Raw genomic sequence first — 25,510 nt, 5'->3', positions numbered from 1 at the left:
CAGTCACACGCTTGCTTCGACATGTCGCATTTCCTTGTCGAGCCTGCCACCGTCGCGCAGCTGAGCCAACCGGGCCAACCGGGTGAACCGTTGTTCCAGGTCTGCCGCAGTGAGCCCGTACCGGAGGTACGCCGAGGCCAGCTCGGCAGCGCCCTGCGCCACCGACACGGTCGCCTCGAAGCCGAGTTCGCGTCGAGCTCGGTCGAAATCCACCCGGTAGGAGCGCGGGTCGGCGCCTGTCTCCCCGGTGATGAGTACTTCCGATCCGGGCACCGCCACCGCCACGCTCTGCGCGATATCGGCGACGGTGACGTTGTTGCGCTCGCTGCCGATGTTGAAAGCACGGCAGGAGATCTCGGAAGCAGGAACGTCAAGGCAGGTGATGAAGGCGGCCGCAATGTCGCGGGCATGCACCAGCGGACGCCACGGTGTGCCGTCGGAGAGCACGCGGACCACTCCGGTCAGCACCGCCGAGGCCACCAGGTTGTTGAGCACGATGTCGGCGCGCAAGCGCGGCGAGAATCCGAATGCCGTGGCGTTGCGCAGAAATACCGGGCTGAAACCGGTATCGGCGAGCGCTGCCACATCGTCCTCGACCCGCACCTTGCTGACCGCGTACGGCGTCAACGGGCGCAGCGCGGCCTCCTCATCGACGAGTTCGTCGCCCGCGGCACCGTATACCGAGCAGGTCGAGGCGTACAGGAAGCGTGACACGCCAGCTTCCTTGGCCATCAGCGCCAGACGCACAGAGGCGTGGTGGTTGATCTCATGGGTGACCTCTGGCACCAGCGCGCCGAGCGGATCGTTTGACAGCGCAGCCAAGTGGATCACCGCATCGAAGCCCTGCAGCTGTCCGGGCTGGACATCGCGCAGATCGATGCCCAGACCGGGCAGATCGGCCGGTTGCGGTCCCAGTACACAGTCGGAGAAGAACCCGGCGTCAAGGCCGACCACCTCGTGACCAGCGGCCTGCAGCATCGGCACCAGCACGGTGCCCAGATACCCGAGATGACCTGTCACGAGCACACGTTGGGTCATACCGCACCCCGCTGCCCCAGCACCAATACCGCCTTCTCCGCCACAAACGCTTCCGCGTGCGGACTGCGGCACTGCACGCCGCGCAGCCGCGAAAGCCCGAGGAATGACTGCTCGTCGAACCAGTCGCGTCCGGTCTGCGACGGGTAGTGCTCGTGCAGCAGAAGCGCCTTCTGTGTGGCGGTGTCGGTATCGAGGGGCTGGAATACGTTGGGCGAAGGAGTATCTGACTCCCATTTGAGAATCTCGTAACCCAAGATCAGATGATCGCGAAACTCGGTGGGGATCAGTTCGGCGAGCAGGCGGTGGTCCTGGTGTGCATCACCACGGTGTGGGCCGAGCACCAGCTGCGGTTCGCACCCACGGCGGAACGCCGCCACACCGTCCTTGACCTGCTGCCAATGCGCCGGCGTCCGGCCGTCAGGCAGACCGAGCAACGTCATCGCCACCTCCGCCCCCGGACAGAACGCCGCCAGCGCTGCACGTTCCTCGGCTTCACGGGCGGTGCCCGCGCCACACAACACCAGCGCGTGCACCCGTAACCCAGGGTTATTTCGAGACAGCGTCAGCAGCGTAGCGCCGGCACCGATGGCGATGTCGTCGCAGTGCGCGCCCAGCACCGCGACGTCCCGCAGCGCACCGGTCGACAGTTCGATCACGAGGCTGCCTTGGCGTGCTCCCACAGCGCCCACGGACGGCTGCCGTTGCGGTAGCCCTCGTCGAGTTCGGCACGCTCCTTGAAGGTGTCGGCCGGCTTCCAGAACCCGAGATGTCTGTAGCCGTAGAGCTTGCCCTCGGCGGCGAGCCTGCCGCACACGTCTTCGACCAGATCGCAGTTCTCGGTGAGCAGGTCGAGCATTCGGGAGCTCAGCACGAAGAACCCACCGTTCTCCCAGATGGGCAGCCGGGAAACCGGGGTGATACCGCTGATCAGAGCCGAGCCGCCGGCGTCGCCGTCGATGTCGACGCAATGGAAGGACGACTGCGGCGGAACGATCAGCATCGAGGCGGCCGCACCCGAGGCCTTGACCTCGTCGATGATGTCGTTCATCGGAGCGTCGGTGAGCACGTCGGCATAGTTGGCCAGGAAGTACTCGTCGCCCTCGACGAACTGGCGGACCCTGCGGAGCCGTTCTCCGATGGGTGATTCCGCGCCGGTGTCGACGAAGGTGATCGACCAGTCGCTGATGTCGGTCTGCAGCAGCTCGACCTTTCCGCCCCGTATCACGAAGTCGTTGGACACCGACTCCTGATAGGTCAGGAAGTAGTTCTTGATGTGTTCGGCGCCGTAGCCGAGGCACAGCACGAACTCGGTGTGCCCGAAATGGGCGTAGTAGCGCATGACGTGCCAGATGAGCGGCCGCGGACCGATCATCTGCATTGGTTTGGGGATGGTGTCGTCGCTACCGTTGCGCATCCGCATTCCGTAGCCACCACAGAACAGCACGACCTTCATTTCAGGGTTCCTTCCGTCGGGTCGACGATGGTCAGCGTGGGGAGTGGGTACACCAGCTGTGCTCCCCAGTCGGCGGTGTAGGCGAGTTGTTCGGTGATCTCGGAGCGCAGGTTCCACGGCAACACCACGATGACGTCGGGGCGGTCCTTGTCGAGTTGCGCGGGCTCGTGGATCGGGATGCGGGTCCCCGGGGTGAATCGCCCGTGCTTGTAGGGGTTTCGATCAACGGTGTACTCGAGGAGGTCGGGGCGGATTCCGCAGTAGTTGAGCAGCGTGTTGCCCTTGCCCGGGGCGCCGTATCCGACCACCCGCTCGCCTCCTGCGCGGCATTCGAGCAGAAAGCGCAGCAGATCGTGCCGGATGGTCTGGGCACGGTGCCGTAAGCCGAGGTAGCCATCGAGGTCGTGCAGGCCGGCGTCCTGCTCGTCGGCGAGGGCCACGGCGACCCGATGCGACGGCGTCGCAGCGCATTCGCTGGGTCGCGCCCACAGCCGGATCGAACCGCCGTGCGTCGGCAGCATCTCGACGTCAACGACCGACAGCCCTCCCGCTGCCAGTGCCCGGCTGGCCGAAAGCACGGTGTAGTACTGGAAGTGCTCGTGGTAGACGGTGTCGAACTGGCCCAGCGTCACCAGGTTCAGGGCGTGGTGCACCTCGATACTGACCCATCCGTGGTCGTCGACGAGGGTGCGCAAGGACCGGGTGAATCCGCGTAGGTCGGGAACATGGGCGTAGACGTTGTTGGCCACCACCAGATCGGCCGGTCCGTGCTGGGCCCGGATGTCGGCGGCCACCCCCTCGTCGAGGAATGCCGAGATCGTCGGCACGCCCCGCTTGCGGGCTGCCGCACCGACGTTCACCGACGGCTCGACGCCCAGGCAGCCGACGCCCGCCCGAACCACATGCTGGAGCAGATAGCCGTCGTTGCTGGCCACCTCCACCACGAACGAGTCGGCACCAAGACCCACCCGCTCGGCGGCGTCGTCGACGAACATCCGGGCGTGGTCGACCCAGCTGTCGGAATAGGACGAGTAATAGGCATACTCGGTGAAGATGTCCTCGGGGGTGATCAGCGCCGGGATCTGCAGGAGCAGGCAGTCCTGGCACAGCCGCAGGTGCAGAGGATACGTCGGCTCACAGACGTCGAGTTCGGCAGCGGTGAGGAACTTTTCACACGGGGGTGTGGCGCCCAGATCCAGCACACTGTGCATCCGGCTCGAACCACACAGTCGGCACGTCATGAACACTCCTTCTGGTAACGGAAGACCGTCGTGGTTTCGTCGGCCAGCCTGATGCACCACACCGGGCTGGCGGCGAACATGTCCTCGAAGCGTTCGACGGTCTGCGGCTCGGCGTGTCCGAGGTAGTCGAGGGCGGCCTGCGCCTCGTCGGTGAACACGAAGTAGGTGTCGCCGCCGGCGGCGGCAGCCAGCGCGGTGACCTCGTCGAAGCGCGCGCTGTCGGGGAAGCCGATATCGAAGCCGGGCCATCGCTGGAAGATCGACGAGTCGTAGTTGTCGTCATAGGCCGCCAGCGAGACCGATTGGGCCGTGGCGCGGCTGGGAAAGCCTGCGGTGTGCAGATTCCACACCGTGACCGGTCCGCGCACACCGTCGGTCAGGCTGTTGATCAGTGCCAACTGAGACGGCTTCTGCACGTTGAGGTTCCAGATGCCGTAGTAACCCTGCAGCCCGGCGATGGCAATCGCGGCGAGGCCGGTGGCGGCGATCGCCGGCACGACGGTGGCCGCCCGGTGGACGGACCGACGGACTGTGACGGCTGCGACCGCCAGTGGGGCGATGAGCACCGCGCAGCCCGGCAGCGCGTACAGGTAGACGCGGAAGATCGCCTCACCGCCATAGCTGTTGAGCATCAACAACACGAACGGGGACATCGCCAGCACGACTGGGATGACCACCGACCGCTTCCGGCGCCACCACACGACGGCGGCCACCAGCGCCAGCAGCACCACCGTGGCCGAGAGTCCCCGGCACACCAGCGAGGTGAACATCTTTGCCGCCGAGCCGGCGTACTCGGTGTTTCCGGAACCGTTGGCCACCGGGTTCAAGCTCGACAGCCCGCCGTGCGCGAACACGATGTAGCTGCGCGGAATCAGATAGCCGATCAGCACCACCCCGTACGGCAGGGCGACCCACCACGGCCGGATCTGCCGGGTGAGCACAAGGACCACCACCACCCCGAAGACCCAGAACGGGGTCAGTTGATGGGTCGGCACCAGCGCGGTGAACATCCCGAAGGCCAACCATCCGGCCGCCGGTGCGGCCGGCGACGCCACCAGCGCCACCACCACCCCGAGGCCGAGCACGAATGCGAATGCCTGGGGCGCGAAGTAGTCCTGCGCCACCCAGTTCGCCAACTCGGCGACCATGACCGCCGTGAGCGCCTCGCGCCGGTTCAGGCCGAGTGTCGCGGCCAGCGCACCAATGAGCAGGGCCAGCACCAGGTGGGTGGCGGGTGCGAACCAGTGGGCCAGCGTGGTCGGGTCCAGAGCGGTCACTTCGCAGAACCACGCAAACGTGGTGAAGAACGCGGGCCATTCCCGGTAGACGTCCACACCCGACGGCGGCAGGCTGTGGTTGTTCAGCAGATAGTCGACGATCCCGAGGTGTTTGTAGGTCCAGGGGTAGATCGGCAGGTCGGTGACGAGCGTCGCGGTCAGGCGCAGTACGGCGATGACGGCGCCGATTGCCAATGCAGCAGTGACCAGCGATCCCCGGCGCACCGCTGTCACGAACGCCCAGACGAGCACGGTGGTGACCATCACGAGGACGGGCCCGGTGCCCGTGAAGAGCAGCCCGTACGGGGAATCGGCGGCATCGGCCATCCCGGGCAGCGCCACCGCCCACACACAGAGCGCCACCACGATCCACAGGTACGGCGCGCTCACCCGCCACTGGTCGGGTGCCATCGATGCCGGCCAATGAGGGATCGGGGCAGAACGGCTCCGGGCGTGCAGCAGTGCCGAAACGGCGACCGCCGCGATCAAGGACAGCAGCAACGGAACCGGAAGCCACCGGCCCGACCAGCCGAGGATCGCGGTGGCCCCCGCGACGACGGCCAGACCCGTGACCGGAACCACTGCGACAACCACCGCTGTCGGCAGTCGAATCCACAGCACGGTCGCGAGTCCGGGACCGGACAACACGAATGCTGCCAGCAGCACGGCCCGCACCGGTGACGCGAGCGGTACCAGCGACAGCGGGCCCACGACGGCGGAGGTCAGCGCGAACGTCTCGACCCGCCAAGCCGATGTCGCTACGGTGCGCAGGGAGGGCACCCGCCGCGGGGGTTCGACCTTGCGGTGCCGCCCCCGCGCCGGTGTGGGCGCGGGCGGCGCGACCGGACGCTCCAGGAGATCAGTCACCGGTCACCCGCACCCAGTCGACGATCATCGAGGCAGGAAACGGCGTGCTGTCGTCGGCAGGACCGGGCCACGTCCCGCCCACGGCCACGTTGAGCAGCAGGTAGAACGGCTTGTCGAAAACCCACTGCTGGTCGGCCGAAAGGTCCTCGGCGCGAAAGACAGTCGTGGTGCGGTCGTCGACACCCATGGTGACCACGCCGGGGGCGCGCTCCACCCAGTAGGTGTGGAACTCGTCGACGAAGGCGGGATCGATGGGGACCGAGCCCGCGAGTTTGTACTCGACTCCGTCGGTGGTGGGCCCGATGGCTCCGTTGTGGATGAACTGTGCGTCGCCGATTGTCTCCACCACGTCGAGTTCACCGCTGCGGGGCCAGTCGACGGTGTCGATGTCGCTGCCCAGCAGCCAGAAGGCGGGGTGCAGTCCGGCACCTCGGGGAAGTCGCAATCTGGCCTCGGCACGGCCGTACCCGAACGACAGACGGTCCTTGGTGGTCAACCGCGCCGAGGTGATCCGGTCACCGTCACGGCGCGCGGTGATGACCAGATGCCCGCTTCCGTCGAGTGCGGCGTTGGCCGGATCGTCGGTATAGATCTGTGTTTCGTCGTTGCCCCACCCGCCGCCGCCGACCTCACGGCCCCACCACGCCGGATTCGGTGGCGCACCGGCGGGCCCGGAGAAATCGTCGAACATCACGAGCGCGGCTGCCGCGGTAGGACGTTCGATCACAGACAGCAGCGCCAGCGGCAGGATCCCGACCACGACGACCGTCCCGACCCGTAGCCAGGTGCGACTCGCCGGCGCCGCGTGGCGCCCCCGGCCGCCGGGATCGGCGCCGGTACGGCGCAGCCAGGCGATCGCCGGGCCGATCAGTATCGCGGCGGAAAGCGCTTCCGCGGTGAAATACGCCCAGCCGACGCCGGTCACACCGAGTGACTTCGTCGCCAGAAACGACCCACCCACGATCACCACGGTCACCAACGTCTGCACCCACAGGTAGAGCGACAGCCTGCGCTGGACACGGGCGAACCCCTCGTAGGCGGCACCGACAGCCGACAGTGGCAGGAACCCTGCGGCCAGCCACAGCAGATTGTGCGCCTCGGCGCGGTACTCGGGGCCGGCGAGCCCCAGCATGAGCGGTCCGAACACCACCAAGCCCGCCGACGCCAGCACCGCCACCGCGGCCAGCATGCGCACCATCCGCCAGGACAGAGCCCCGACCTGGCCGGGGTGGGCGGCCACCTCGGCCACGTACGGGCTGACCACCAGGTGCAGCATCAGGTAGAGCGCGCTGATCATCGCCCACGCCACGGCGAAGTGGGCGTTCGCCGCAGCGCCGAGCTGGTTGACCACGATGAGGGGCACCATCAGCGGACCGAGCGACCACAGCGACGCGATACCGAAGGACGATCCGAAGTACGACCACATCTCGCGGCGCGGAGGCAGATCCGCCGCGCGGTGCCATCGCGGGTGGCTCCGGCTTCGGCGGTGCAGCACCACATACGTGCACAGCGCCGCCGCCGCGGCGGTCAATGTCCAGCTCAGCACGATGGTGACGGCCTGCTCCCAGATCGCCAGGGCGGCCACCGCAGCCAGCTTCGCCACCGCGTGAGCCAGGTTCTTCACCGCCGACCAACGCGCCACTCCGAGTCCGGCCGCAGCCTTGTCCAACAGCGCGAACACCGCCAGAACCAGCACCATCAGCGGGAAGGTCGCTCGTGCCCAATCGGTGTGGAACAACGGATCAGGCGGCACCAACGCCACCAGCGCCGTGCCGGTGAGCACTCCCATCCCGCAGACGAGCAAGAATCCACGGTTGAGCAGAACCGGTGCCCGCACTCCGGCCACCGGCAGGAACCGCTCGTAGAGCACGTCCAGGCCGAGGGTCGACATCGTCGCCAGCAGCACCGCGGAGGTGATCAGTGCCGAGGCCAGACCGACCTGCTCGGGCGGGAAGAGCCGGGCCACCACTGCCCAGAAGGCCAGCCCGAGAACGCCGGTCGACGCCGTCGACACGATCAGCGCCACCGTGTTGAACCTGAGGTTGCGCTCGGCGGGCCCGTCCGCATCGAATTCCGGGTGTCCGTGCGCGACGGTGGCGCTCACGTCAACTCCAGCAGTGGCGCGGGTCGGCGCCCTTCGCGCAGCGAGGCTCGATACGCTCGGAAACCCGCGAGGACCGAACGCCAGGCCGGGGTGCTCAAACCGTTCGGCAACAGGTGGGCCAGGTCGTCGGCGGGGCGCGATGTGGCAGCCGAGTAGGAGAGGTAGCGCAGGAACTCCGGGGCCTTGCCCACTGCCGTCGCGACCGCATCCGGCGCGGTACGACGGTCACAGGCGATCTTGGCGATCCACGCGCCCAGTCCCACCCCGTACGTCCGGCTCTGGGCAGCGAGTCCGTCACCGCTGGCCCGGTGCCGGTGCCACACGACCGCCGCAGGGTCGTACACCAGTTGACCGCCGGCACGCAGCACCCGGAAGAACATGTCGAGATCCTCGCCGCCGCCGGTCGGCGAGCCCGCCCCCAGCGCCTCGTCGAATCCACCGAGTCGCAGTAGCACGTCACGGTCGACGGCGAAGTTGGCCCCGGTGCCGTAATGCCCCACTGCGAAAGGGAACAACGGAATGTCGGCAGGAGGGTCGGCCCGGTCGAAGACCCGTACCGACATGCACTCGGACCAACCCACCCGGCTGTCGAAGTACGCCTGCGCGGGGGTCCGCAATTCGGCCGCGGGCACCAGCCCGGATACGCACGACACCGCCCGGCCACGGGTGAAGCCGCGGGCCACGGCGGACAACCAGTGCCGGTCGACCACGACGTCGTCGTCGGTGAACGCGACCACATCGCCCGCCGCCGCAAGAAGTCCGGCGTTGCGTGCCCTCGACAGGCCCGGCCTCGGCTCCTCGATCACACGTACCCGCGGGTCGCCCAGCGCTTCGACGTGACGGCGGGTCGCGTCGGTCGCTGCCGCGTTGTCGACGACGATGACCTCGAAGTTCGGATATTCCAGGGCAAGGACGGAGTCCAGCGCAGTCTGCAGCATCGCCACGCGGTCTCGTGTGCAGATGACAACAGTGATGGCAGGGGTGGGCACCTCGCCGGTCGGTGCACCGGCGGATGTCGTGGCGTCCGGGCTCGGAAGTTCGGCCAGCCTGCGGCGCAACTGCTCCACGTCGAGCAACCCGTCGACGACGTCGAGTGCGACGAAACCGAGCGGCCCGGTCCCGGTTCGCACCAGTAATCGGGCGTGGCGATAGCCTTCAGCGCCATACAGACGCAGACTCGACGGCCGGTGGACGACCGGCGTGTGGTCGGAATACGTCGCATCCCAATAGATCTCTCCCACCCAGCTGGCTCCGCTCCACTTCGGCGGCTCTGGGGTCGCCAACACCGGGTGGATGGTGATCTCGGGAACGGCGATGTCGGTCATGGCAACACGCTCCGACGGACCAGGCGCCCGCGTATATAGCCGGCGGCGGTGGCGCCCAGACCGAGGACGATCATCGCGGCACGCGCTCGTCCGCCGCGTCGGGCGGACACGAGCTCGCGGACGAGGGCCCGGGGCAACACCCGCGTGCTGTACGCCCATTCGCTGTCAAGGGATCTCACTCCGTCGGCCAGCCTCGTCACCACGGCTTTGGACAGGCCCTCGTGGTAGCAACGGCGGACGAAGTACCGCGGCGTCGCGCGATCGACCGTGACGTAGTGCCGGACACGTGCGGCGGGGTCGAGCAGTACCCGACTCGCCGGCCGCAGCGTCCGTAGCCGCAGGAACAGCTCGGTCTCCTCCCCACCCACCGGGACGGTGCCGACACGGCCGACTTCGGACCGGAACTCGCCGACCTCGGTGAGCGCTTCCCTGCGCACGGACATGTTGCACCCCAATGGGTTTCGCACCGACGCCAATCGGCGGGGCTGGCCGCGGTAGCTGCAGCCCACTACCCAGTCGAACTCTTCAGGCATCCAGCGGGGACGTTCGCCGGGCCAGACCGGCGTCGCGTGTCCGCCGACGGCGACCACCCGCGGGTCTTCGTAATGGCGCAGCAGTGCCCGACTCCACCCGGGTTCGGCGGCCGCGTCGTCGTCGACGAATGCCACCACCTCACCGGTGGCGACCCCGATACCGGCGTTTCGGGCCCCTGAGAGACCCGGAGCGCAGGCGCTGCGCGTCAGCACGATGCGCCGATCGGCGCCGAATCGCTCGGCCGAGCGCCGGTAGAGCTCGTCGTTGTGATCGATGACGACGACGACCTGCAGCTGCGGTGCACCGTCGGCGAGCACCGACTCGACCGACCGGCACAGATCGTCCCAGCGCTCGGTGGTGTAGGCACAGATCACCACCGACAGACTCTGCACCGGTCGCCTGTCCGCCGGTGCGATGTAGGGCAGTCTTCGGCAGTTGTGCACCCTCGGTTCAACGGGCACGGAAGGCCCCCTGCGGCAGCGCCTTCCGCGACACCGAACCCCAGCGGCTGCTGCGCGCACTGCTGAGCGCATACAATCCCGTCCGCCGGATCTGCATGTCGTAAGAGCGGAGCCGTCCGTAGACGACATCGCCGGCGGTGATGGGCCAGCGCGGGTCGGCGGCCAGTTGACCGGTAAAGCCGAGCAGTTGCGTGAGCTGCGACCGCGCCGAGGTCAAGGCCGTCGTCGAACCGCTGGCGATCCGGAACGCGGCGAGCGTCGTGGACAATCCGAAGAAGTCGCCGTGATCGAGTAGGCGCACCCACAGATCCAGCTCGCTGAGAAACGATGTCACGGGCCGGAAACCGCCACACCGCTCGAAGTCGGCGCGCCGGAACATGGCCGCAACGGGCGGCCCCACCGGGTTGGTGCCGCTGCGGACGATGCGCCGCACGACGCGCTCGGCCGGCTGGCGGCCGAGGATGCCGGTCAGCCCGCGCGCGGGACGCATCACCTCGCCGGCGTCATCGATGAAATCGGTGCGCGCAGAGACGAGGCTGACCTCGGGAATGGCATCGAGGACCTTGGCCTGCACACGCACACAGTCGAGGGTCAGCGTGTCGTCGGCGCAGACCAGTTTGACGTACCGTCCGCGGCTGTGGCGGACCGCGATGTTGAAGTTGTCGATCATCGGAACGGTTGTCTGGTTGCGCAGCACCCGCAATCGAGGATCGGCGAACTGCTGCAGAAGCCCAGCGGTGCCGTCGGAGCTGTTGTTGTCGATCACTACCACCTCGAAGTCGTCGCTGTCCTGCGACAGCACGCTGTCGAGCGTGGCCTTCAGATGCCGCTCTGCCTGGTAGGCGGGTATGCAGACGGATACAGCAGGGTGGGTGCGGGATTTCCCCACCGCCAGTTCCGGCGAGAACAGTACGGGTGTCATGGTCATATCACCGACAGCGCTGTGGTCTACGCCGGACACTCGGCGGACGCCGGCGCTTGGGCGGCCCGGCCGGTGAGCCCGGAGCGATGTCCGCGCATCACGGTGCGCAACACCCGGATACCGTCGCGCACGGCACGGAGATTGGAGCTGCCGTACCGACGCGGCATCTCCATGCTGGGCACCTCGGCGATGCGCAGACCGGCCTGACTGGCACGCACGGTCATCTCCGCTTCGATCTCGAAACCCGTTGCCTGCAAAGACAACAGGCCCAGATAGCGGCGGTGGAATGCGCAGTAGCCGTAGCACAGGTCGGTCAACTCACTGTCGAAGAGGCGTTGAACACCGTGAGCAGGAACTTGTTTCCCAGCCGCCGGAACGGGGTGATGTCGAGCGATCCACCACCGGCGATGAATCGCGAACCCTTCACGAAGTCGTAACCGTTGGCCAGGAAGTGCAGGTAGTGGCGGATCTCCTGGGGAGCCATGCTTCCGTCGGCGTCCATCATCACGATGACGTCACCGGTGGCCGCCAGGAATCCGGTGCGCAGCGCGTCGCCCTTACCCGTCCCGGTCTGCGGCACCACGGAGATGTCGGGGCGATAGCTGCGCGCGGTGATCACCGTGGCGTCGGTGGAATTGCCGTCGACCAGGATGATCTCGTCGACGTCGTCGGCGATCTGCTCCAGCACCCAGGCGATGTTGCGCGCCTCGTTGCGCACCGGGATGACCAGACTGACGGTCATCGCCGATCCGCGAGAGGCGCGCTGCACCGTGGTGGCGCCCGTCAGTCTCGCTCGGTCGCCGTCGATCAGGTCGGAAGCGCGCATCACCGCGGTGGTGTCATGCCCGTTCTGCGCCGCCAATTCAGTCACGCGTGACTCCTATCTGTTGAAGGACCGTGCCGCCCGGCGCGGATCCGAGGGGCCCGTCCGGGCCGCTTCTCGCCTACTCGCCGATCCACCCCGGAGCACTCAGCACACCGGCGCGCAAATCTCTCGATATTCGCTGGCCAGTCGACTTCGCCTCCCCCGGGCGACAGTTGAAAACGCTAGCACCGCTTGCTGCACTGTTCTAGGCAAACGCTATAGGTACCTGGCTAACCAAACCTGACAGATCGAGTCAGAATTCGGAGTTGCTGAGCAATGAGCCATTTGACCACTGTTTACGATGCTGCAGGACCTGCCCGCGTTCATGATGCGTGCCGGGATCACCGGTGAATTGCAGAGTTCGCCATCGTCATAGCAAACTTCTAGACGATTCCCACGACTATGCTGTGACGAACTTCACAGGGACGCGCAGCGGACTTTTTGCCGACAAAAATAGGTCGCTTGTAAAGTAATGGCAAACTTGCCATGGACACCTGACCGGGCAGCACCGCACCATGTCCGGCGGCGCGGATTCACGGCGCGTCGATCGTCACCGACCGACCGAACACGGGGAACGCCGAACACAGGAAACGCCGACGCGCGCACATCGACACGCGGACACGACGTCAGATACTCGGGCATGAACGTACTCGGGCATGGACGACCGCCCGATCGCCGCCGGGGCTACAACCGGCGGCGGAAGGACCGCGAAACGCTGAAGTCAGCCCTCGAGTTTGTAGCCCAGCCCGCGCACGGTCACCAGATGCACCGGGTTGGCCGGGTCGGTTTCGATTTTGCTGCGCAACCGCTTCACATGCACATCGAGGGTCTTGGTGTCACCGACATAATCGGCGCCCCACACCCGGTCGATCAGCTGCCCACGGGTGAGCACTCGCCCGCTGTTGCGCATCAGGTACTCCAGCAGGTCGAACTCCTTGAGCGGCAACGTGACCGCCTGGCCGTTCACGCTCACCACATGGCGCTCCACATCCATCCGCACCGGGCCGGCCTCCAGCACACCGTCGGCGATGCCGACGTCCTCGGCATCGGAACCACGGCGCAGTACGGCCCGGATCCGGGCGATCAGCTCGCGCGCCGAATACGGTTTGGTGACGTAGTCGTCGGCGCCGAGCTCCAGTCCCACCACCTTGTCTATCTCGCTGTCGCGGGCGGTCACCATGATGACCGGCACACTCGAACGTGACCGCAGCTGTTTGCAGACATCGGTGCCGCTCATACCGGGCAGCATGAGATCCAACAACACGATGTCGGCCCCGGCCCGCTCGAATTCGGCCAGGGCCGAAGGCCCGTCGGCCACCACCGTGGCCTCGAAGCCCTCTTTACGGAGGAGGAAGGCCAGGGGATCCGCCAAGGACTCCTCGTCCTCCACGATCAACACACTGGTCATCGGAAATTCAGTCCTCTCGGTCGGCAAGTGCGTCGGCATCAACGGCATCGTCGCCGTACAGATGATGGGGGATGGCCGCGGGGATCGACAGTGTGAACGTCGACCCGGTGCCCGGCTGACTCCACAACCGGATGGAACCGTTGTGGTTGGCGGCGACGTGCTTGACGATCGCCAACCCGAGACCGGTGCCGCCGGTAGCTCGGGACCGTGCCTTGTCGACACGGAAAAACCGTTCGAACACCCGCTCCTGATCCTCCGGTGCGATACCGATACCACGGTCGGTCACCGCGATCTCGATGTTCGCACCGCGGCGCCGCCGACTGATCGACACCGCAGAACCGTTGGGCGAGTATGCGATAGCGTTGGAGATCAGGTTGGCCAGCGCAGTCACCAACAGGGTCTGGTCACCGAGCACCTGATAGCCCGTCGGTGTGTCGGTGGTAACCGCGATGTCGGCGTTGTCGGCGGCGACCTTGTGCCGCGACAGCGCCTCGGAGACCACGGTGTCGACGTCGACGGCCCCCAGATCCGGCAGGCGTTCACCGCCTTGTAGCCGGGACAGCTCGATCAACTCCCCGACCATGTCGGCCAGGCGGGTGGACTCGGTCACCATCTTCTCGGCGAAGTGCTTGACGATCTCGGGGTCCTCGGCGGAGGCCAGCACAGCCTCGGCGAGCACGCCCAGCGCGCCGACCGGGGTCTTGAGCTCGTGGCTGACATTGGCCACGAAGTCGCGCCGGGTTGCCTCCATCCGGGCATGCTCTGACTGGTCGTCCACATAGACCACCGCGAACCGGCGATCCTGTTCGGTCAGCAGTTGCACGTGGCCGCGGATCGACAGCCCGGAACGCCCGGGACGGCTACGTCTGCGCGGCGACAGGTCGAAGCCGATAGGTTCACCGCCGGCCAGGGTGCGTTCGGCGGCCGACCAGGCCCGGTCGTCGAGCAAGCGGTCACGCACCAGACCGAGTTCCTGAGCGCGGTCGTTGGCGAAGACGACATCGCGGAAGTTGTCGACGACGGCGATACCCACCGGGGACTGCGACACGATGTGCTCCAGCATCTGGGACACCGTGATGCCCGACTGTTCCCTGGAGCGGCGCTGTCGGCGTTCCAGAAGGCCGGGGGCCATCCGCACCCCGAACACCACACCGACCGCCAATGCGAGCAGTGCCACCACCGCTGCGAGCAGCAGCGCCGATATGACACTCACGGGCAGATCGTACGCATTCGGTGAACGTCATCCCAGCAGCGTGCGGCCAAAACGGGACAAGTCACACGGCCAGAGACGGAAGTTCGGATCGACGTCCTCCTCTGTTAACCCGCTGTTTGCCGGGGGCCGGAACGGGACCTGCCTACTTGGCTCCCTGGGCGGCCACTGCCGCGGCTCCCGCCGCCGCCGCCTCCGGGTCGAGATAGCTGCCACCGGCCACCGTCGGTTTCAGATCCACGTCCAGGTCGTAGCGCAGCGGGATACCGGTGGGAATGTTCAGCCCGACGACGTCCTCGTCGGACATCCCGTCGAGATACTTCACCAGCGCCCGCAGCGAGTTCCCGTGCGCGGCGATCAGCACCGTCTTTCCCGCCTTCAGGTCGGGGACGATCACCTCGGTGAAGTACGGAACGAAGCGCTCGACGACGTCCTTGAGGCACTCGGTGAGCGGAGCGCCGCCGGCGATATCGGCGTACCGCGGGTCGCGGTCCTGGCTGAACTCGCTGCCCGGGTCGATCGCCGGCGGCGGGGTGTCGTAGCTGCGGCGCCACGCCATGAACTGTTCCTCGCCGTACTTGGCCTTCGTCTCGGCCTTGTCGAGGCCCTGCAGTGCGCCGTAATGACGTTCGTTGAGGCGCCAGTCGCGGTGCACCGGGATCCAGTGCCGGTCGGCCTTGTCCAGTGCCACATTCGCGGTGGTGATGGCCCGGCGCAGCAGCGAGGTGTACAGCACGTCGGGAAGACGGTCCTGGGCCTTGAGGAGTTCGCCGGCCCGGACCGCCTCGGCCATCCCCTTCTCGGTGAGATCGACGTCGACCCAGCCGGTGAACAGGTTCAGCGCGTTCCACTCGCTCTCACCGTGGCGGAGCAGGATCAGCGTCGCGGTATCTGCCATGACCCGATCCTCTCACGCCCCGGGTCGGTCGTCCGTGTCGTCGTCTCGGTCGTCGGAGAACAGATGCTCGAAGGCCTGAAGGTTCTTCAACGATTCGCCGCGCGACACCCGCCACTCCCATTCCTTCTGGATGGAGGTGCGGAACCCCAGTTCCAGCAGCGTGTTGAAATCCGAGTCGACGGCTTCCAGCACCTGGCCGAGCACGCGGTCGATCTCCTCGGCGGTGACCGAAGCCAGCGACATCCGGCCCACCAGGTAGATGTCGCCGAGATTGTCCAGGGTGTAGGCGACCCCGTAGAGCCTGCGGTTGCGCTTGAGCAGGAACCGGTACACGCCCTCGTGGTTCTCGTCGGGTTTGCGGCACACGAACGCCTCGACCCGTACCGAGTGCTCACCGATCGACAGGATGGTGTTGGTCTTGAGCCTGCGCTCCCCCGGCAACGCCACCACCAACCCGGGCAGCCCGCCGGCGGCACCGCCGTGGCGGCTGTATTCCAGTTCGTGCTCGTCGAGCGTCCGCTCGATGAGGTCCTGGACGGCCTGCTCGCTTCCCCCGCTCACGCACGCACCCCGCGCCGGATCGCGAACCGCCGGCCGCTGCGCCGGGCCGACACAGCACGCTGGTGCTGGGCGCGATGATCGGCGATGGCCCGGCCGTAGCCGGCCAGCAGCGCGTCCACGGTATGCGACCAGGAGAACGTGGCAGCGTGCTCGACGGCCGCGCGGCGCATCGGTGCCGGGTCGGCGCCCAACACCTCGCCCAGCGTCGCGGCCCACGCTGCCGGATCGTGACCGTCCACCAGCGCGCCGCTGACACCGTCGCGCACGGCGACCGGAAGTCCTCCGACCGCGGCCGCCACCACCGGGGTCCCGCAGGCCTGGGCCTCCACGGCGACCAGGCCGAAGGACTCGGAGTAACTGGGCACCGCCACCACATCAGCGGCCCGGTACACCCGGGCGAGATCTTCGCGAGACTGCGGAGGAAGGAAGGTCACCCGGTCGCCGATACCCAGATCGGCAGCAAGGTGCACAAGGTTGTTCGGGGTGGCCAGACCCGAACCCGAGGGCCCGCCCGCGATCAGGACCTGCACACCCGGCAGCAGAGCGACCGCGCGCAGCAGCACATCGGGCGCCTTCAGCGGCTGGATTCGACCGACGAACGCCACGATCCGCGCTCCCGGGTCCAGACCGAGAGCGGCGCGCGCGGCTCGGCGGTCGCCCGGCGTGAAGGTCTTCAGGTCCACCCCCGGATGCACCACGTCGATGCGTGCGGGGTCCGCGTCGTGCAGCGAAACCAATTGCTGCGCCTCATGTTCGGTGTTGACGATGAGTCTGTCGGCCTCGTCTACGACCTGCTGCTCACCGACCGAGCGCATCGGCGGCTCCGGGCTGTCCCCGGTGGCCAGCGACGCATTCTTGACCGCGGCGAGGGTGTGCGCGGTATGCACCAGCGGCACCGCCCACCGGTCGGCGGCCAACCACCCCACCTGTCCGGACAACCAGTAATGGGAATGCACGATGTCGTAGTAGCCCGGCTCGTGCGTGGCCTCGGCGCGCAGCACCCCTGCGGTGAAGGCGCACAGTTGGGTGGGCAGATCGTTCTTGTCCAGCCCTTCGAACGGCCCGGCCACCACATTGCGCACCAGCACCCCGGGAGCCACCGGCACCACCGGCTGGTCCGACGACGACGTCGCCCTGGTGAAGATCTCCACCTCGACACCGCGGGTGGCCAGTTCCAGCGCGGTTTGCAGCACGTACACGTTCATGCCCCCCGCGTCGCCAGTACCCGGCTGGGCCAGCGGGGATGTATGCACCGACAGCACCGCCACCCGGCGCGGCTGGGGCATTCCGGAAGTCGGGCCGCCCGGTTCGGTCGCTAGACGCACACCGTCATGTCTACACCGCCCGCCTGGGGCCCCGACTCAGGCACTCACTTCGGGCCTGCGTGGGTGAACCGCATTCACGCCCCGCGCGCGTCGCATCGCCCCGATCGGGTCGGCATAGAGCCCGCCGAGCGAGACGATGCCCGCCCCCGCCTCCTGGATCCGGTTGCCGAACGAGGTGACGCGGATGTCCCGGTGGGGCAGCACCGATCGCCGCGCGAACGCCTCCTCGACCAGCGGCATGCCCTCCGGGTATTCGGTGAACGCCTGCCCGCCCACCACCAGATCGTCGGGGTTGAGCATGTCACGCAGCAAGGCGACCGCCTCACCCAGTACCCGGGCGCGTTCGGCGACCAACGCGGCCGCCTGCTCGTCGCCCTGCCGGGCCGCGCGCAGCACCGCCGTGACCGTCGAGGCGGGTCCTTCGGTCGGCACGACACGTGCCCGACGAGCGGCGGCCAGCACCGCCTCGTCGCTGACCGTGGACTCCAATTGCCCAGTGCCGCCGAGAATTTCGGAGAATGCCGGCAAGCCGGCAATGGTTCCGGGCCCGCTCGCCGGGGAATGCACCTGCCCGCCGATCGACAGCGCATAGCCGACGGTTTCCCTGGCGTACACGTACAGGCTGGTGGCGGGTCTGGTGGGCTGCCGCCGCGCACCGAGGAGCAGTTCGGCGCCCGCCATGGCGTCGACGTGCGAGGCCACCGACACCGGCAGCCCCAGCGCCTCGGCGAGCACCGGACCCACGGGTGCGTCCGCCCACCCCAGGCGCGGGTGATCGAGATAGCCGGTGGCGCTGTCGACCACACCTCCGGTGGCCACCCCCGCCCAGAGCGGGCGGCGCCGGTGCCAACGGCTCAGATAACGGCGGGCACTGCCGGCGAGGCCGGTCAGCGCCGCCGACTGGGGCCCGCGCGGCGTCGGCGTCTCCACCACGTCGAGTGTGCGTCCGAACAGGTCGGCGGCCACGATGCTGGTGGTGCGGGCACCAATGTGGATTCCGAGGGTGAAGAACGGTTCATGGTTGACCTCCACGGGCACCCGGGGCCGCCCGATCGCACCGGACACCGCCAGATCCGCGCGCTCGCGCAGCACTTCGGCCTCCAGCAGGGCGGTGACCTGGCGGTTCACCGTCGCGATGCTCAGGCCGGTGAGCTGGGCGATCACATCCCGCGCGATCGGCCCCCGTTGGCGGGCGGCGGCGAACACCGTGGCGGCGGCCGCCTCGGGCACACGCAGCGCCGGTGCAACGATGTGATGAAGCAGTGCCTGCGGATAACGCCCGCCGGAGACGGTGCGCTTCGCGGAACGGGGGCGCTGCGCGATGGAGATGGTGGATGCGCTCACGGGATGGTCCTTCGTCGAGTCGGCCGGTGGGGTCAGGGCCACACCTGGGGACTCAGCGGGACGTGATCGATCCGGGCTCAGTCAGGCGCGGCGGGATGCGCAACAACAACACGCACGCCGCGCGGCAGCGAGAACTGCCTGACTGTTCCAGAACACGCGGTCAACTTAGCACGACTACGCGCACCTGCGCGAAGGGAGGATGAGTGGACCCGGTCACAGGTCGAGTCGGGTCCGTTCTGCCGGCTGGCCAGGTGGGCAGTGGGCCTAGTCTTGAGTCATGACGACGCCCACAGATTCCCGCCGGGTCGCGGTGGTCACCGGAGCCAGCGCCGGCATCGGCGAAGCCACCGCGAGAACCCTTGCCGCACAAGGCTTTCACGTGATCTGCGTGGCCCGTCGACTGGCGCCGATCCAGGCCCTGGCCGCCGAGATCGACGGCACCGCGATCGTCGCGGATGTCACCGACGCCACCGCGGTGGCCGCGATGGCCGGACGCCTGGACCGGGTCGACGTGCTCGTCAACAACGCCGGCGGCGCACGTGGACTGGAGTCGGTCGCCGACGCCGACGTCGATCACTGGCGCTGGATGTGGGAGGCCAACGTACTGGGCACCCTGCACGTGACGCGGGCACTGCTACCGAAACTGATCGAGTCGGGTGACGGCCTCATCGTCACCATCACCTCCATCGCCGCGGTGGAGATCTACGACAACGGCGCCGGTTACACCTCGGCCAAACACGCTCAGGGCGTGCTGCACCGGACGCTGCGCAGCGAGCTTCTCGGAAAACCGGTGCGGCTCACCGAGGTCGCGCCCGGCATGGTGCAGACCGAGTTCTCGCTGAACCGGTTCGACGGCGACAAGGAACGCGCCGACAAGGTGTACCAGGGCGTGACCCCGCTGATCGCCGAGGACATCGCCGAGGTTGTCGGGTTCGTCGCCAGCCGTCCCTCCCACGTCGACCTCGATCTGATCGTGGTGCGGCCGCGCGATCAGGTCAGCGGCGCCAGCGGATCCCGGTTCAACCGCAGTTAGCCCGGCCGCGTCTCAGCAGTCTTTCAGCGAACTCACCGTCAATTTCTTGGCATACGCCCGGGGCAATTCTTGGCCGGGCGGGCCACGCTGGAGTCATCCCTCCGAAGCGCCTCATCCCTACCGAAACGACTCATCCCTGCCGCAACGACGAAGTCGAGGAACTCCGATGACATCACTGCCGCTGACCGCCCTGCCGTCAGACCCCAACCTGTCGCTGGATGCGTTGATCCTGGACGCGTTCTGGACCGGCGACGAGTGACCTGAGCCGGTCGACCCGCCGAGGCAGAACCCGCCCGCGGCACTATCCGCCGGGTCGGTCGCCCACCGGTTGCGGTGCCTGCGACGGCGTCACCGGCGCGGTGCTGGGGATGCTGCCGGGGGAATCCCGGTCCGACAGGGCCGACATCGTGACCCACTCGTCCCACGGCACCGCCCAGTCCCAGATGTCGCCGTCGGCGTACGACAGCTGCAGCCGGGTGCCGGTCACCTCGACCGGGTCGCCGTACATGGCGGTGTTGAAGTACTGCTCGGCATCCTCCAGCGACAGGTTGATACATCCGTTGGTGACGTTACTGTTGCCCTGCGCCCCTGAGCTGGCCGGGTTGGCGTGGATGAACTCGCCGTTGTTGGAGATCCGCACCGCAAAACGCTCCCGGACGTTGGCGTACCCGGCCGCCGGATTGGTCATGTAGAAGTCCTCGTACTTCTCGGTGACCACGTGGATGCCGCTGCGGGTGACGTTGCGGTCCAGATCCCCTTCGCCGTAGCTACACGGGAAGTCCATGATCACGCCGGCGTCGGTGACGACCTGGATGCGATGCGACGACGCTTCGGCCTTGACCACCTGGAAACGGCCGACGCCGAAATCCAGTGTGGAGTCGGCGGCACCGTAGCCGCCGTCACCGAACGGCACACCGTAGAGCTTCGCGTCGACGTGCACGGTGGTGCCGGCCGGGTAGTACTCCTTTGTGCGCCAGTGCACGCGCGAGCCGGCGGTCTCATCGGGCAGCCACGCCCAACTTCCTTCGACCGGCGGGGTGGTGGTCACCGTCAGCGCCTTTTCCACCTCGGCGCGGTTCTGCTCGCCGATGGCCGCATCGAACTGCAGGATGATCGGCGCGGCGACCCCCACGGTCTGGCCGTCGGCGAGCTGGAACCGGCCGTTGACCTGGACCGCCGGGGTGACGGTGGTGAACGATCCGCCCAGCGCAACGCTGTCGCCGTCGCCGCCGACGACCGTGCCCGACCAGGTGTACTCGACGCCGTAGCCGAGCGGCTCGGTCACCGTGAACGAGGTCCGGTCCCGGTTCAGCGCCCCCGCGACGACCTTGCCGTTCTGATTGGTCAAGGTGACCTTCTGGAACCGGCCGTCGGCGACGTCGACTCCGACGCGGGCGGTGGGGACGACGTCGACGGAGGCGTCAGCGGGTTCGTAGGTGATCGTCGGGGACTTCGGTGCGTCGCCGGCCGCGGCACCGTCGTTCCGGTCCCCGTCGGTGGCCATACAGGCTGCCAGCGCGCTCGGCGCGACGACGCCCACCGCGAAGGCGGCGAGGGCACGCCGCCTGGTGATCGACGGCAGCGGTTCGGCAGGGCTCACGTGAACCCAGGGTACCTAGAGAGCGCACCCGACCAGCACAGGCTCGGGTGTGAGTTCGATCCCGAAGGCTGCCCGGACACCGTCGCGCACCGTCCTGGCCAGGGCGATCACGTCGGCAGCGGTGGCGGTGCCGCGGTTGGTCAGCGCCAGCGCATGCTTGGTCGACAGCCGGGCCGGCGCTTCGCCGCCGCGGTGCTCGGCTGGGTATCCCCTGCCGAACCCGGCGCGCTCGACCAGCCAGCCGGCGGCCAGCTTCACCCCGCCGGGGGCAGGGTAGTTGGGCACCGGACCGTCCACGGAGTCGGCGATCCGGTCGAATTCGGCGCGGCTGACCACCGGGTTGGTGAAGAAGGAGCCCACACTCCAGGTGTCGTGATCGGGATGCTGCGGATCGTCGTCGAGCACCATCCCCTTGCGCGCCCGCAACGACAACACCGCCGCGCGCACCCGGCCCGGGTCGGCTCGCTCTCCCGGTTCGACGCCCAGCGCGTCGGCCAGTTCGCGGTAGCGCAGCGGGGCGCTGCGACCGGACACGTCCAGCGCGAACTCCACCTCGAGCACCACCCACTTCGATGAATGCTTCACAATGCTTGTGCGGTAACCGAATCGGAGAAAATCCGGCGATACCCACAGATCCGCACCGGTGTCGCGGTCGAGCAGCCTGACCCGGCTGATGGTGTCGGCGACCTCGGCGCCGTAGGCTCCCACGTTCTGCACCGGCGTGGCACCCGCCGAGCCAGGAATCCCCGAAAGGCATTCCAACCCGCCCAGCCCGTGCGCCAACGCGGTGACCACGACGTCGTCCCACACCGCGCCCGCCTCGGCGCGCAGCACCGCACCGTCGACGACGATCCCGGTGTTCGCCAGCCGGACGACGGTCAGATCGGTCAGGTCGTCGGCGATCACCACGTTGGACCCACCCGCCAGGATCAGCGCATCGGGGCCGGCGAAGCGCACCGCCGGAGCGATCTGCGCGGTGGTGGTGCAGGTGATCAGGCGGCGCGCCGACGGGCCGACGCGCAGCGTGGTCAGGGGCGCGAGCGGCACGTGCTCGGCAAACGGCACGCCGCCGGACTCGGAAGGGACCACGGCGGCTAACGGTAGCGTGGCCAGCTATGCCACGTTCATTCGACATGGCCGCCGAATACGAGGGCACGGTCGAACAGGTGCACCGGGCGTTCAGCGACGAGCGGTACTGGCTCGTCCGGCTGCGCGACTCGGGCGCCGACCACGCCACGCTGGACGAGATGACCGTCGACCCGGAGGGCAGTATCCGCGTCAAGACCACCCAGACGCTGCGCTCCGACCGGCTTCCCGCGGTTGTCACGCAGTTCCACCGTGGGGACCTCAGTTTCGTGCGCGAGGAGATCTGGACCCCGGTGGCCGACGGCCGGGCGTCGGCGACGGTGCGAGGTTCGATCCCGGGTGCGCCCGCCGGGCTCGACGGAGATGCGGTGCTGGCCCCGCTGGACAGCAGGGCCAGGATGGCGTTGAAGGCCACGGTCGAGGTCAAGGTGCCGTTGGTCGGCGGCAAGATCGAGAACTTCATCGGCAGTCAGCTGGTGGATCTGGTGATCGCCGAGCAGCGATTCACCACGGTGTGGATCACCGAGAACAGCTGATCGGGTCTCTACCATCGAGCCATGGTGCAGGGCTTCCCATGCTCTTCGGGTATGCCGCCACTGGGGCAGGTGACCCGGGGCACCACCGGGCACAACCGGCTGCGCCGCAGCGATCGCTGGCTGGTGCATTCCTCCCGGGTGCGCACCGCACTGCAGACCGCTGAGGATCCGCTGGTGGTCGACCTGGGCTACGGCGCGAAACCGGTGACCACGCTGGAGCTGGCGATCCGGCTGCGCCAGGTGCGGGCCGACGTACGGGTGGTCGGCCTGGAGATCGACCCGGACCGGGTGCGCGCCGGGCAGGCGGTCGTACGGGCGGGGCACGCACCGGGGGTGCATTTCGCGCTCGGCGGTTTCGAACTGGCCGGACATCGGCCGGTCCTGGTGCGGGCCTTCAACGTGCTGCGCCAGTACCCGGTCGACGACGTCGCCGACGCGTGGGCCGCGATGCGTCGGGCGGTGGCACCCGGCGGGCTGATCGTCGACGGCACCTGCGACGAGTTGGGTCGGCTGTGTTGTTGGGTGCTGCTCGATGAGCGCTCTCCGGTGAGCCTCACGCTGGCCTGCGACCCGTTCGCGATCGAGCGCCCGTCCGATCTCGCCGAGCGGCTGCCGAAGGTGCTGATCCATCACAACGTGGAAGGCCAGCCCATCCACACGCTGCTGCGCGCCGCCGACCGGGCCTGGGCCAGCGTGGCCGGACACGGTGTGTTCGGCCCCCGGATCCGGTGGCGAGCGATGATGGAACTCCTTGCCGGGGAAGGCTTTCCGGTGAGCACGCCGCGACGCAGTCTGCGCGACGGAGTGCTCACCGTGCCGTGGTCTGCCGTCGCCCCCGTCGGCTGAGCCGACCGCCCGGCACGGCACGCCGGTCAGGTTCGGGGCGCTTCGGCGACCGCCTTTTCGGGAACGAGTGCCCGGTCCTGGGCACCGGCGAGGGCCTCGTCCAGATCGTCGGCGACCTGAATGTCGAGTCCGCGCAACGTCGCCGGCCTGGTCGCCAGCGCCACGACGACATAGGCCAGCAGCGAAGCCCCGAACGCGATGAAGGTCGGGTAACCGTCGAACGTCGCGTCGAAGAACCCGGTTTCGACGTAGAAGATGGTGTTGTCCACCCCGTACATCGTCGGTGTCATCGCGAACAGGCCGAGCCGCACCACCAGCCCCACCACGATGGCGGCCAGCGCGGCGGCCGCCGTCCCCCGCCGCCAGTACAGGCCCAGCACGAACGGCACGATCAAACAGGCCAGCAGCAGGTCGAACGCCAATGTCAACAGGATTCCGGTCTGCGGCACCTTGAGTGCGAACAACACCGACACCGCGGCCACCGGCAGCATCGCCCACCGGGTTGCCCGCAGCAGCGGGTCCGGTCTGCCCTCGACGTGTACACGTTTGACGTTGCCGACATTGCGGACCGCGACGGCGGCGGTGCCGAGAATCGCCCCGTTGGCGGTGCTCATCGATGCGCCGACGATGCCGGCGAGCACCAGCACGGTGAGCCCGATCGGGGCATAGTCGGCGAGCAGGACGAACAGCACCGGCCCGTCGCTGCCCTCCGGCACGACAGCGGTCGACGCCAAAGCCACCAGGGCGAACGGAATGCCGATCGCTGCTGCGCCGGCCGCGCCGATGAAACAGGCCCGGCGGGCGGTCTCCGGTGACCGGGCCGAGAAGATCCGCTGCATGAAGTCGATGGCCACGATGTCGCCGATACCCAGCGCGATCAGCGTCGCCCAGTTGATCGCGGCGCCCTGCGCCGGGTCACCGAGCTGTCCGAGATCGAACGGTCCCATACCCTCGGGAACGGTCAGCCCGTAGGTCACCGCGACCCAGATCAAGGTCGCGACCGCGGCCACCAGGATCAGGCTCATCTGCACGATCGCGGTGTAGGCGTCGGCGAGCATGCCGCCCGCGCCGGTGTAGAGCAACACGATCCCGGCGATCAACACCACACCCACCCAGTACGGGAAGCCCACGAAGTACTCGAACAGATACCCGCCCGCCACCAGGTTGCCCGCCACCAGGATCGCGAACGCCACGATCATCAGCGCCGACGAGACCATCTCCACCGGCCGGCCGAATCTCAGCCGGTAATAGTCGGGCAGCGTGGTCAGCCCCATCCGGTTCATCGGTTTGGCGAAGAAGATGCCGGTGATCAACAGGCACAGGCCCAGTCCGAGTGGCAGCGCCGCACCCGCCCAGAAACCGAACTCCGAGGACAGGTCGGTGTTGCCCAACGTCGCGTTGGTGTCCACCGCCTGCCCCATCAGAGCGGCCCCGACCAACGGCAGAGTCAAATTGCGCCCGCCGACAAGGAAATTCGTGCTGTCGCCACCCACGCGGCGGGCCACCGCGAGGCCGATCAAGGTGACGACGACAATGCTCAACCCGACACCGAGAAGAATCACCGGGAGCCTCCTGA

Annotated in this window: 21 protein-coding genes and 1 pseudogene; 3 read left to right on the top strand and 19 right to left on the bottom strand. The window is 68.0% G+C overall.

All coding sequences use genetic code 11. The features are described from left to right. Positions 1–3: 3 nt before the first annotated feature. From ACNUDN_RS03565 to ACNUDN_RS03490, 16 genes and pseudogenes are all read right to left on the bottom strand, one after another. Positions 4–1,038, bottom strand: coding sequence for an NAD-dependent epimerase/dehydratase family protein (locus ACNUDN_RS03565; protein WP_419120660.1), 1,035 nt, complete (start codon positions 1,036–1,038; stop codon positions 4–6). Further along, positions 1,035–1,694 carry a PIG-L deacetylase family protein gene (locus ACNUDN_RS03560; protein WP_419120659.1) on the bottom strand — a complete coding sequence of 220 codons (660 nt, stop codon included), beginning with the start codon at positions 1,692–1,694 and terminating at the stop codon, positions 1,035–1,037. Before ACNUDN_RS03560 ends, ACNUDN_RS03565 begins: the two co-directional genes overlap by 4 nt. Continuing rightward, positions 1,691–2,491, bottom strand: coding sequence for a glycosyltransferase family protein (locus tag ACNUDN_RS03555; protein ID WP_419120658.1), 801 nt, complete (start codon positions 2,489–2,491; stop codon positions 1,691–1,693). Before ACNUDN_RS03555 ends, ACNUDN_RS03560 begins: the two co-directional genes overlap by 4 nt. Continuing rightward, complete coding sequence (locus ACNUDN_RS03550; RefSeq protein WP_419120657.1) at positions 2,488–3,732, bottom strand: methyltransferase domain-containing protein; 1,245 nt, start codon at positions 3,730–3,732, stop codon at positions 2,488–2,490. The genes ACNUDN_RS03555 and ACNUDN_RS03550 overlap by 4 nt, the downstream gene beginning before the upstream one ends. Beyond that, entirely contained in the window at positions 3,729–5,876 is a 2,148-nt protein-coding gene (locus tag ACNUDN_RS03545; RefSeq protein WP_419120656.1) for a hypothetical protein, read from the bottom strand. The genes ACNUDN_RS03550 and ACNUDN_RS03545 overlap by 4 nt, the downstream gene beginning before the upstream one ends. After that, positions 5,869–6,636, bottom strand: a complete 768-nt coding sequence (locus tag ACNUDN_RS03540; RefSeq protein ID WP_419125004.1) for a glycoside hydrolase family 16 protein — start codon at positions 6,634–6,636, stop codon at positions 5,869–5,871. Before ACNUDN_RS03540 ends, ACNUDN_RS03545 begins: the two co-directional genes overlap by 8 nt. Positions 6,637–7,976: 1,340 nt before the next feature. Continuing rightward, positions 7,977–9,305, bottom strand: a complete 1,329-nt coding sequence (locus tag ACNUDN_RS03535) for a glycosyltransferase (protein ID WP_419120655.1) — start codon at positions 9,303–9,305, stop codon at positions 7,977–7,979. Beyond that, complete coding sequence (locus ACNUDN_RS03530) at positions 9,302–10,300, bottom strand: glycosyltransferase family 2 protein (protein WP_419120654.1); 999 nt, start codon at positions 10,298–10,300, stop codon at positions 9,302–9,304. The genes ACNUDN_RS03535 and ACNUDN_RS03530 overlap by 4 nt, the downstream gene beginning before the upstream one ends. Further along, entirely contained in the window at positions 10,290–11,222 is a 933-nt protein-coding gene (locus ACNUDN_RS03525) for a glycosyltransferase (RefSeq protein WP_419120653.1), read from the bottom strand. Before ACNUDN_RS03525 ends, ACNUDN_RS03530 begins: the two co-directional genes overlap by 11 nt. A 26-nt stretch (positions 11,223–11,248) precedes the next feature. Then, positions 11,249–12,093, bottom strand: a pseudogene (locus ACNUDN_RS03520) (glycosyltransferase family 2 protein). A gap of 715 nt (positions 12,094–12,808) precedes the next feature. Beyond that, positions 12,809–13,495 (bottom strand): two-component sensory transduction protein RegX, encoded by a 687-nt coding sequence (gene regX, locus ACNUDN_RS03515; protein ID WP_419120652.1) that lies wholly within the window; start codon positions 13,493–13,495, stop codon positions 12,809–12,811. A gap of 7 nt (positions 13,496–13,502) precedes the next feature. Then, positions 13,503–14,708 carry a sensor histidine kinase gene (locus ACNUDN_RS03510; RefSeq protein WP_419120651.1) on the bottom strand — a complete coding sequence of 402 codons (1,206 nt, stop codon included), beginning with the start codon at positions 14,706–14,708 and terminating at the stop codon, positions 13,503–13,505. Positions 14,709–14,850: 142 nt separating this feature from the next. Beyond that, positions 14,851–15,603 (bottom strand): phosphoglyceromutase, encoded by a 753-nt coding sequence (locus ACNUDN_RS03505; RefSeq protein WP_419120650.1) that lies wholly within the window; start codon positions 15,601–15,603, stop codon positions 14,851–14,853. Positions 15,604–15,615: 12 nt separating this feature from the next. After that, positions 15,616–16,164 carry a type III secretion system chaperone family protein gene (locus tag ACNUDN_RS03500; RefSeq protein WP_419120649.1) on the bottom strand — a complete coding sequence of 183 codons (549 nt, stop codon included), beginning with the start codon at positions 16,162–16,164 and terminating at the stop codon, positions 15,616–15,618. After that, entirely contained in the window at positions 16,161–17,450 is a 1,290-nt protein-coding gene (mshA, locus tag ACNUDN_RS03495) for a D-inositol-3-phosphate glycosyltransferase (RefSeq protein ID WP_419125003.1), read from the bottom strand. The genes ACNUDN_RS03500 and mshA overlap by 4 nt, the downstream gene beginning before the upstream one ends. A gap of 75 nt (positions 17,451–17,525) precedes the next feature. Then, positions 17,526–18,812: an ROK family protein gene (locus ACNUDN_RS03490; protein WP_419125002.1), complete on the bottom strand. Its 1,287-nt coding sequence runs from the start codon at positions 18,810–18,812 to the stop codon at positions 17,526–17,528. 298 nt (positions 18,813–19,110) lie between these two features. On the opposite strand from ACNUDN_RS03490, the gene ACNUDN_RS03485 reads away from it, so the two are divergent. After that, positions 19,111–19,866 (top strand): SDR family oxidoreductase, encoded by a 756-nt coding sequence (locus ACNUDN_RS03485; protein ID WP_419120648.1) that lies wholly within the window; start codon positions 19,111–19,113, stop codon positions 19,864–19,866. Positions 19,867–20,167: 301 nt separating this feature from the next. On the opposite strand, the gene ACNUDN_RS03480 is transcribed toward ACNUDN_RS03485, so the two are convergent. Together ACNUDN_RS03480 and ACNUDN_RS03475 are read right to left on the bottom strand one after the other, a co-directional pair. Beyond that, positions 20,168–21,466, bottom strand: a complete 1,299-nt coding sequence (locus ACNUDN_RS03480) for a L,D-transpeptidase (RefSeq protein ID WP_419120647.1) — start codon at positions 21,464–21,466, stop codon at positions 20,168–20,170. Between the two features lie 15 nt (positions 21,467–21,481). Next, entirely contained in the window at positions 21,482–22,555 is a 1,074-nt protein-coding gene (locus tag ACNUDN_RS03475) for a UDP-N-acetylmuramate dehydrogenase (protein WP_419120646.1), read from the bottom strand. Between the two features lie 26 nt (positions 22,556–22,581). Here ACNUDN_RS03475 and ACNUDN_RS03470 point away from each other — a divergent pair, with 26 nt between their 5' ends. Further along, positions 22,582–23,088, top strand: coding sequence for a DUF2505 domain-containing protein (locus ACNUDN_RS03470; protein WP_419120645.1), 507 nt, complete (start codon positions 22,582–22,584; stop codon positions 23,086–23,088). Between the two features lie 51 nt (positions 23,089–23,139). Further along, positions 23,140–23,934, top strand: a complete 795-nt coding sequence (locus ACNUDN_RS03465; RefSeq protein WP_419125001.1) for a class I SAM-dependent methyltransferase — start codon at positions 23,140–23,142, stop codon at positions 23,932–23,934. 26 nt (positions 23,935–23,960) lie between these two features. Here the strand turns inward: ACNUDN_RS03465 and ACNUDN_RS03460 are convergent, their stop codons facing one another. Next, the gene (locus ACNUDN_RS03460) at positions 23,961–25,496 is read right to left on the bottom strand and encodes a high affinity choline transporter 1 (RefSeq protein ID WP_419120644.1); all 1,536 of its coding nucleotides are present in this window, start codon (positions 25,494–25,496) and stop codon (positions 23,961–23,963) included. Positions 25,497–25,510 lie beyond the last annotated feature (14 nt).

Origin of the sequence: Mycobacterium sp. smrl_JER01, assembly GCF_048513595.2 — a bacterium.
Classification (GTDB): domain Bacteria; phylum Actinomycetota; class Actinomycetes; order Mycobacteriales; family Mycobacteriaceae; genus Mycobacterium.
This window is presented reverse-complemented; position numbering and strand designations above follow the sequence as displayed.

Coding starts and splice junctions, on each gene's coding strand:
- ACNUDN_RS03565 (WP_419120660.1), bottom strand. CDS start 1,038: ATGACCCAACGTGTGCTCGTGACAGGTCATCTCGGGTATCTGGGCACC.
- ACNUDN_RS03555 (WP_419120658.1), bottom strand. CDS start 2,491: ATGAAGGTCGTGCTGTTCTGTGGTGGCTACGGAATGCGGATGCGCAAC.
- ACNUDN_RS03550 (WP_419120657.1), bottom strand. CDS start 3,732: ATGACGTGCCGACTGTGTGGTTCGAGCCGGATGCACAGTGTGCTGGAT.
- ACNUDN_RS03535 (WP_419120655.1), bottom strand. CDS start 9,305: ATGACCGACATCGCCGTTCCCGAGATCACCATCCACCCGGTGTTGGCG.
- ACNUDN_RS03525 (WP_419120653.1), bottom strand. CDS start 11,222: ATGACACCCGTACTGTTCTCGCCGGAACTGGCGGTGGGGAAATCCCGC.
- regX (WP_419120652.1), bottom strand. CDS start 13,495: ATGACCAGTGTGTTGATCGTGGAGGACGAGGAGTCCTTGGCGGATCCC.
- ACNUDN_RS03505 (WP_419120650.1), bottom strand. CDS start 15,603: ATGGCAGATACCGCGACGCTGATCCTGCTCCGCCACGGTGAGAGCGAG.
- mshA (WP_419125003.1), bottom strand. CDS start 17,450: ATGCCCCAGCCGCGCCGGGTGGCGGTGCTGTCGGTGCATACATCCCCG.
- ACNUDN_RS03485 (WP_419120648.1), top strand. CDS start 19,111: ATGACGACGCCCACAGATTCCCGCCGGGTCGCGGTGGTCACCGGAGCC.
- ACNUDN_RS03470 (WP_419120645.1), top strand. CDS start 22,582: ATGCCACGTTCATTCGACATGGCCGCCGAATACGAGGGCACGGTCGAA.
- ACNUDN_RS03465 (WP_419125001.1), top strand. CDS start 23,140: ATGCCGCCACTGGGGCAGGTGACCCGGGGCACCACCGGGCACAACCGG.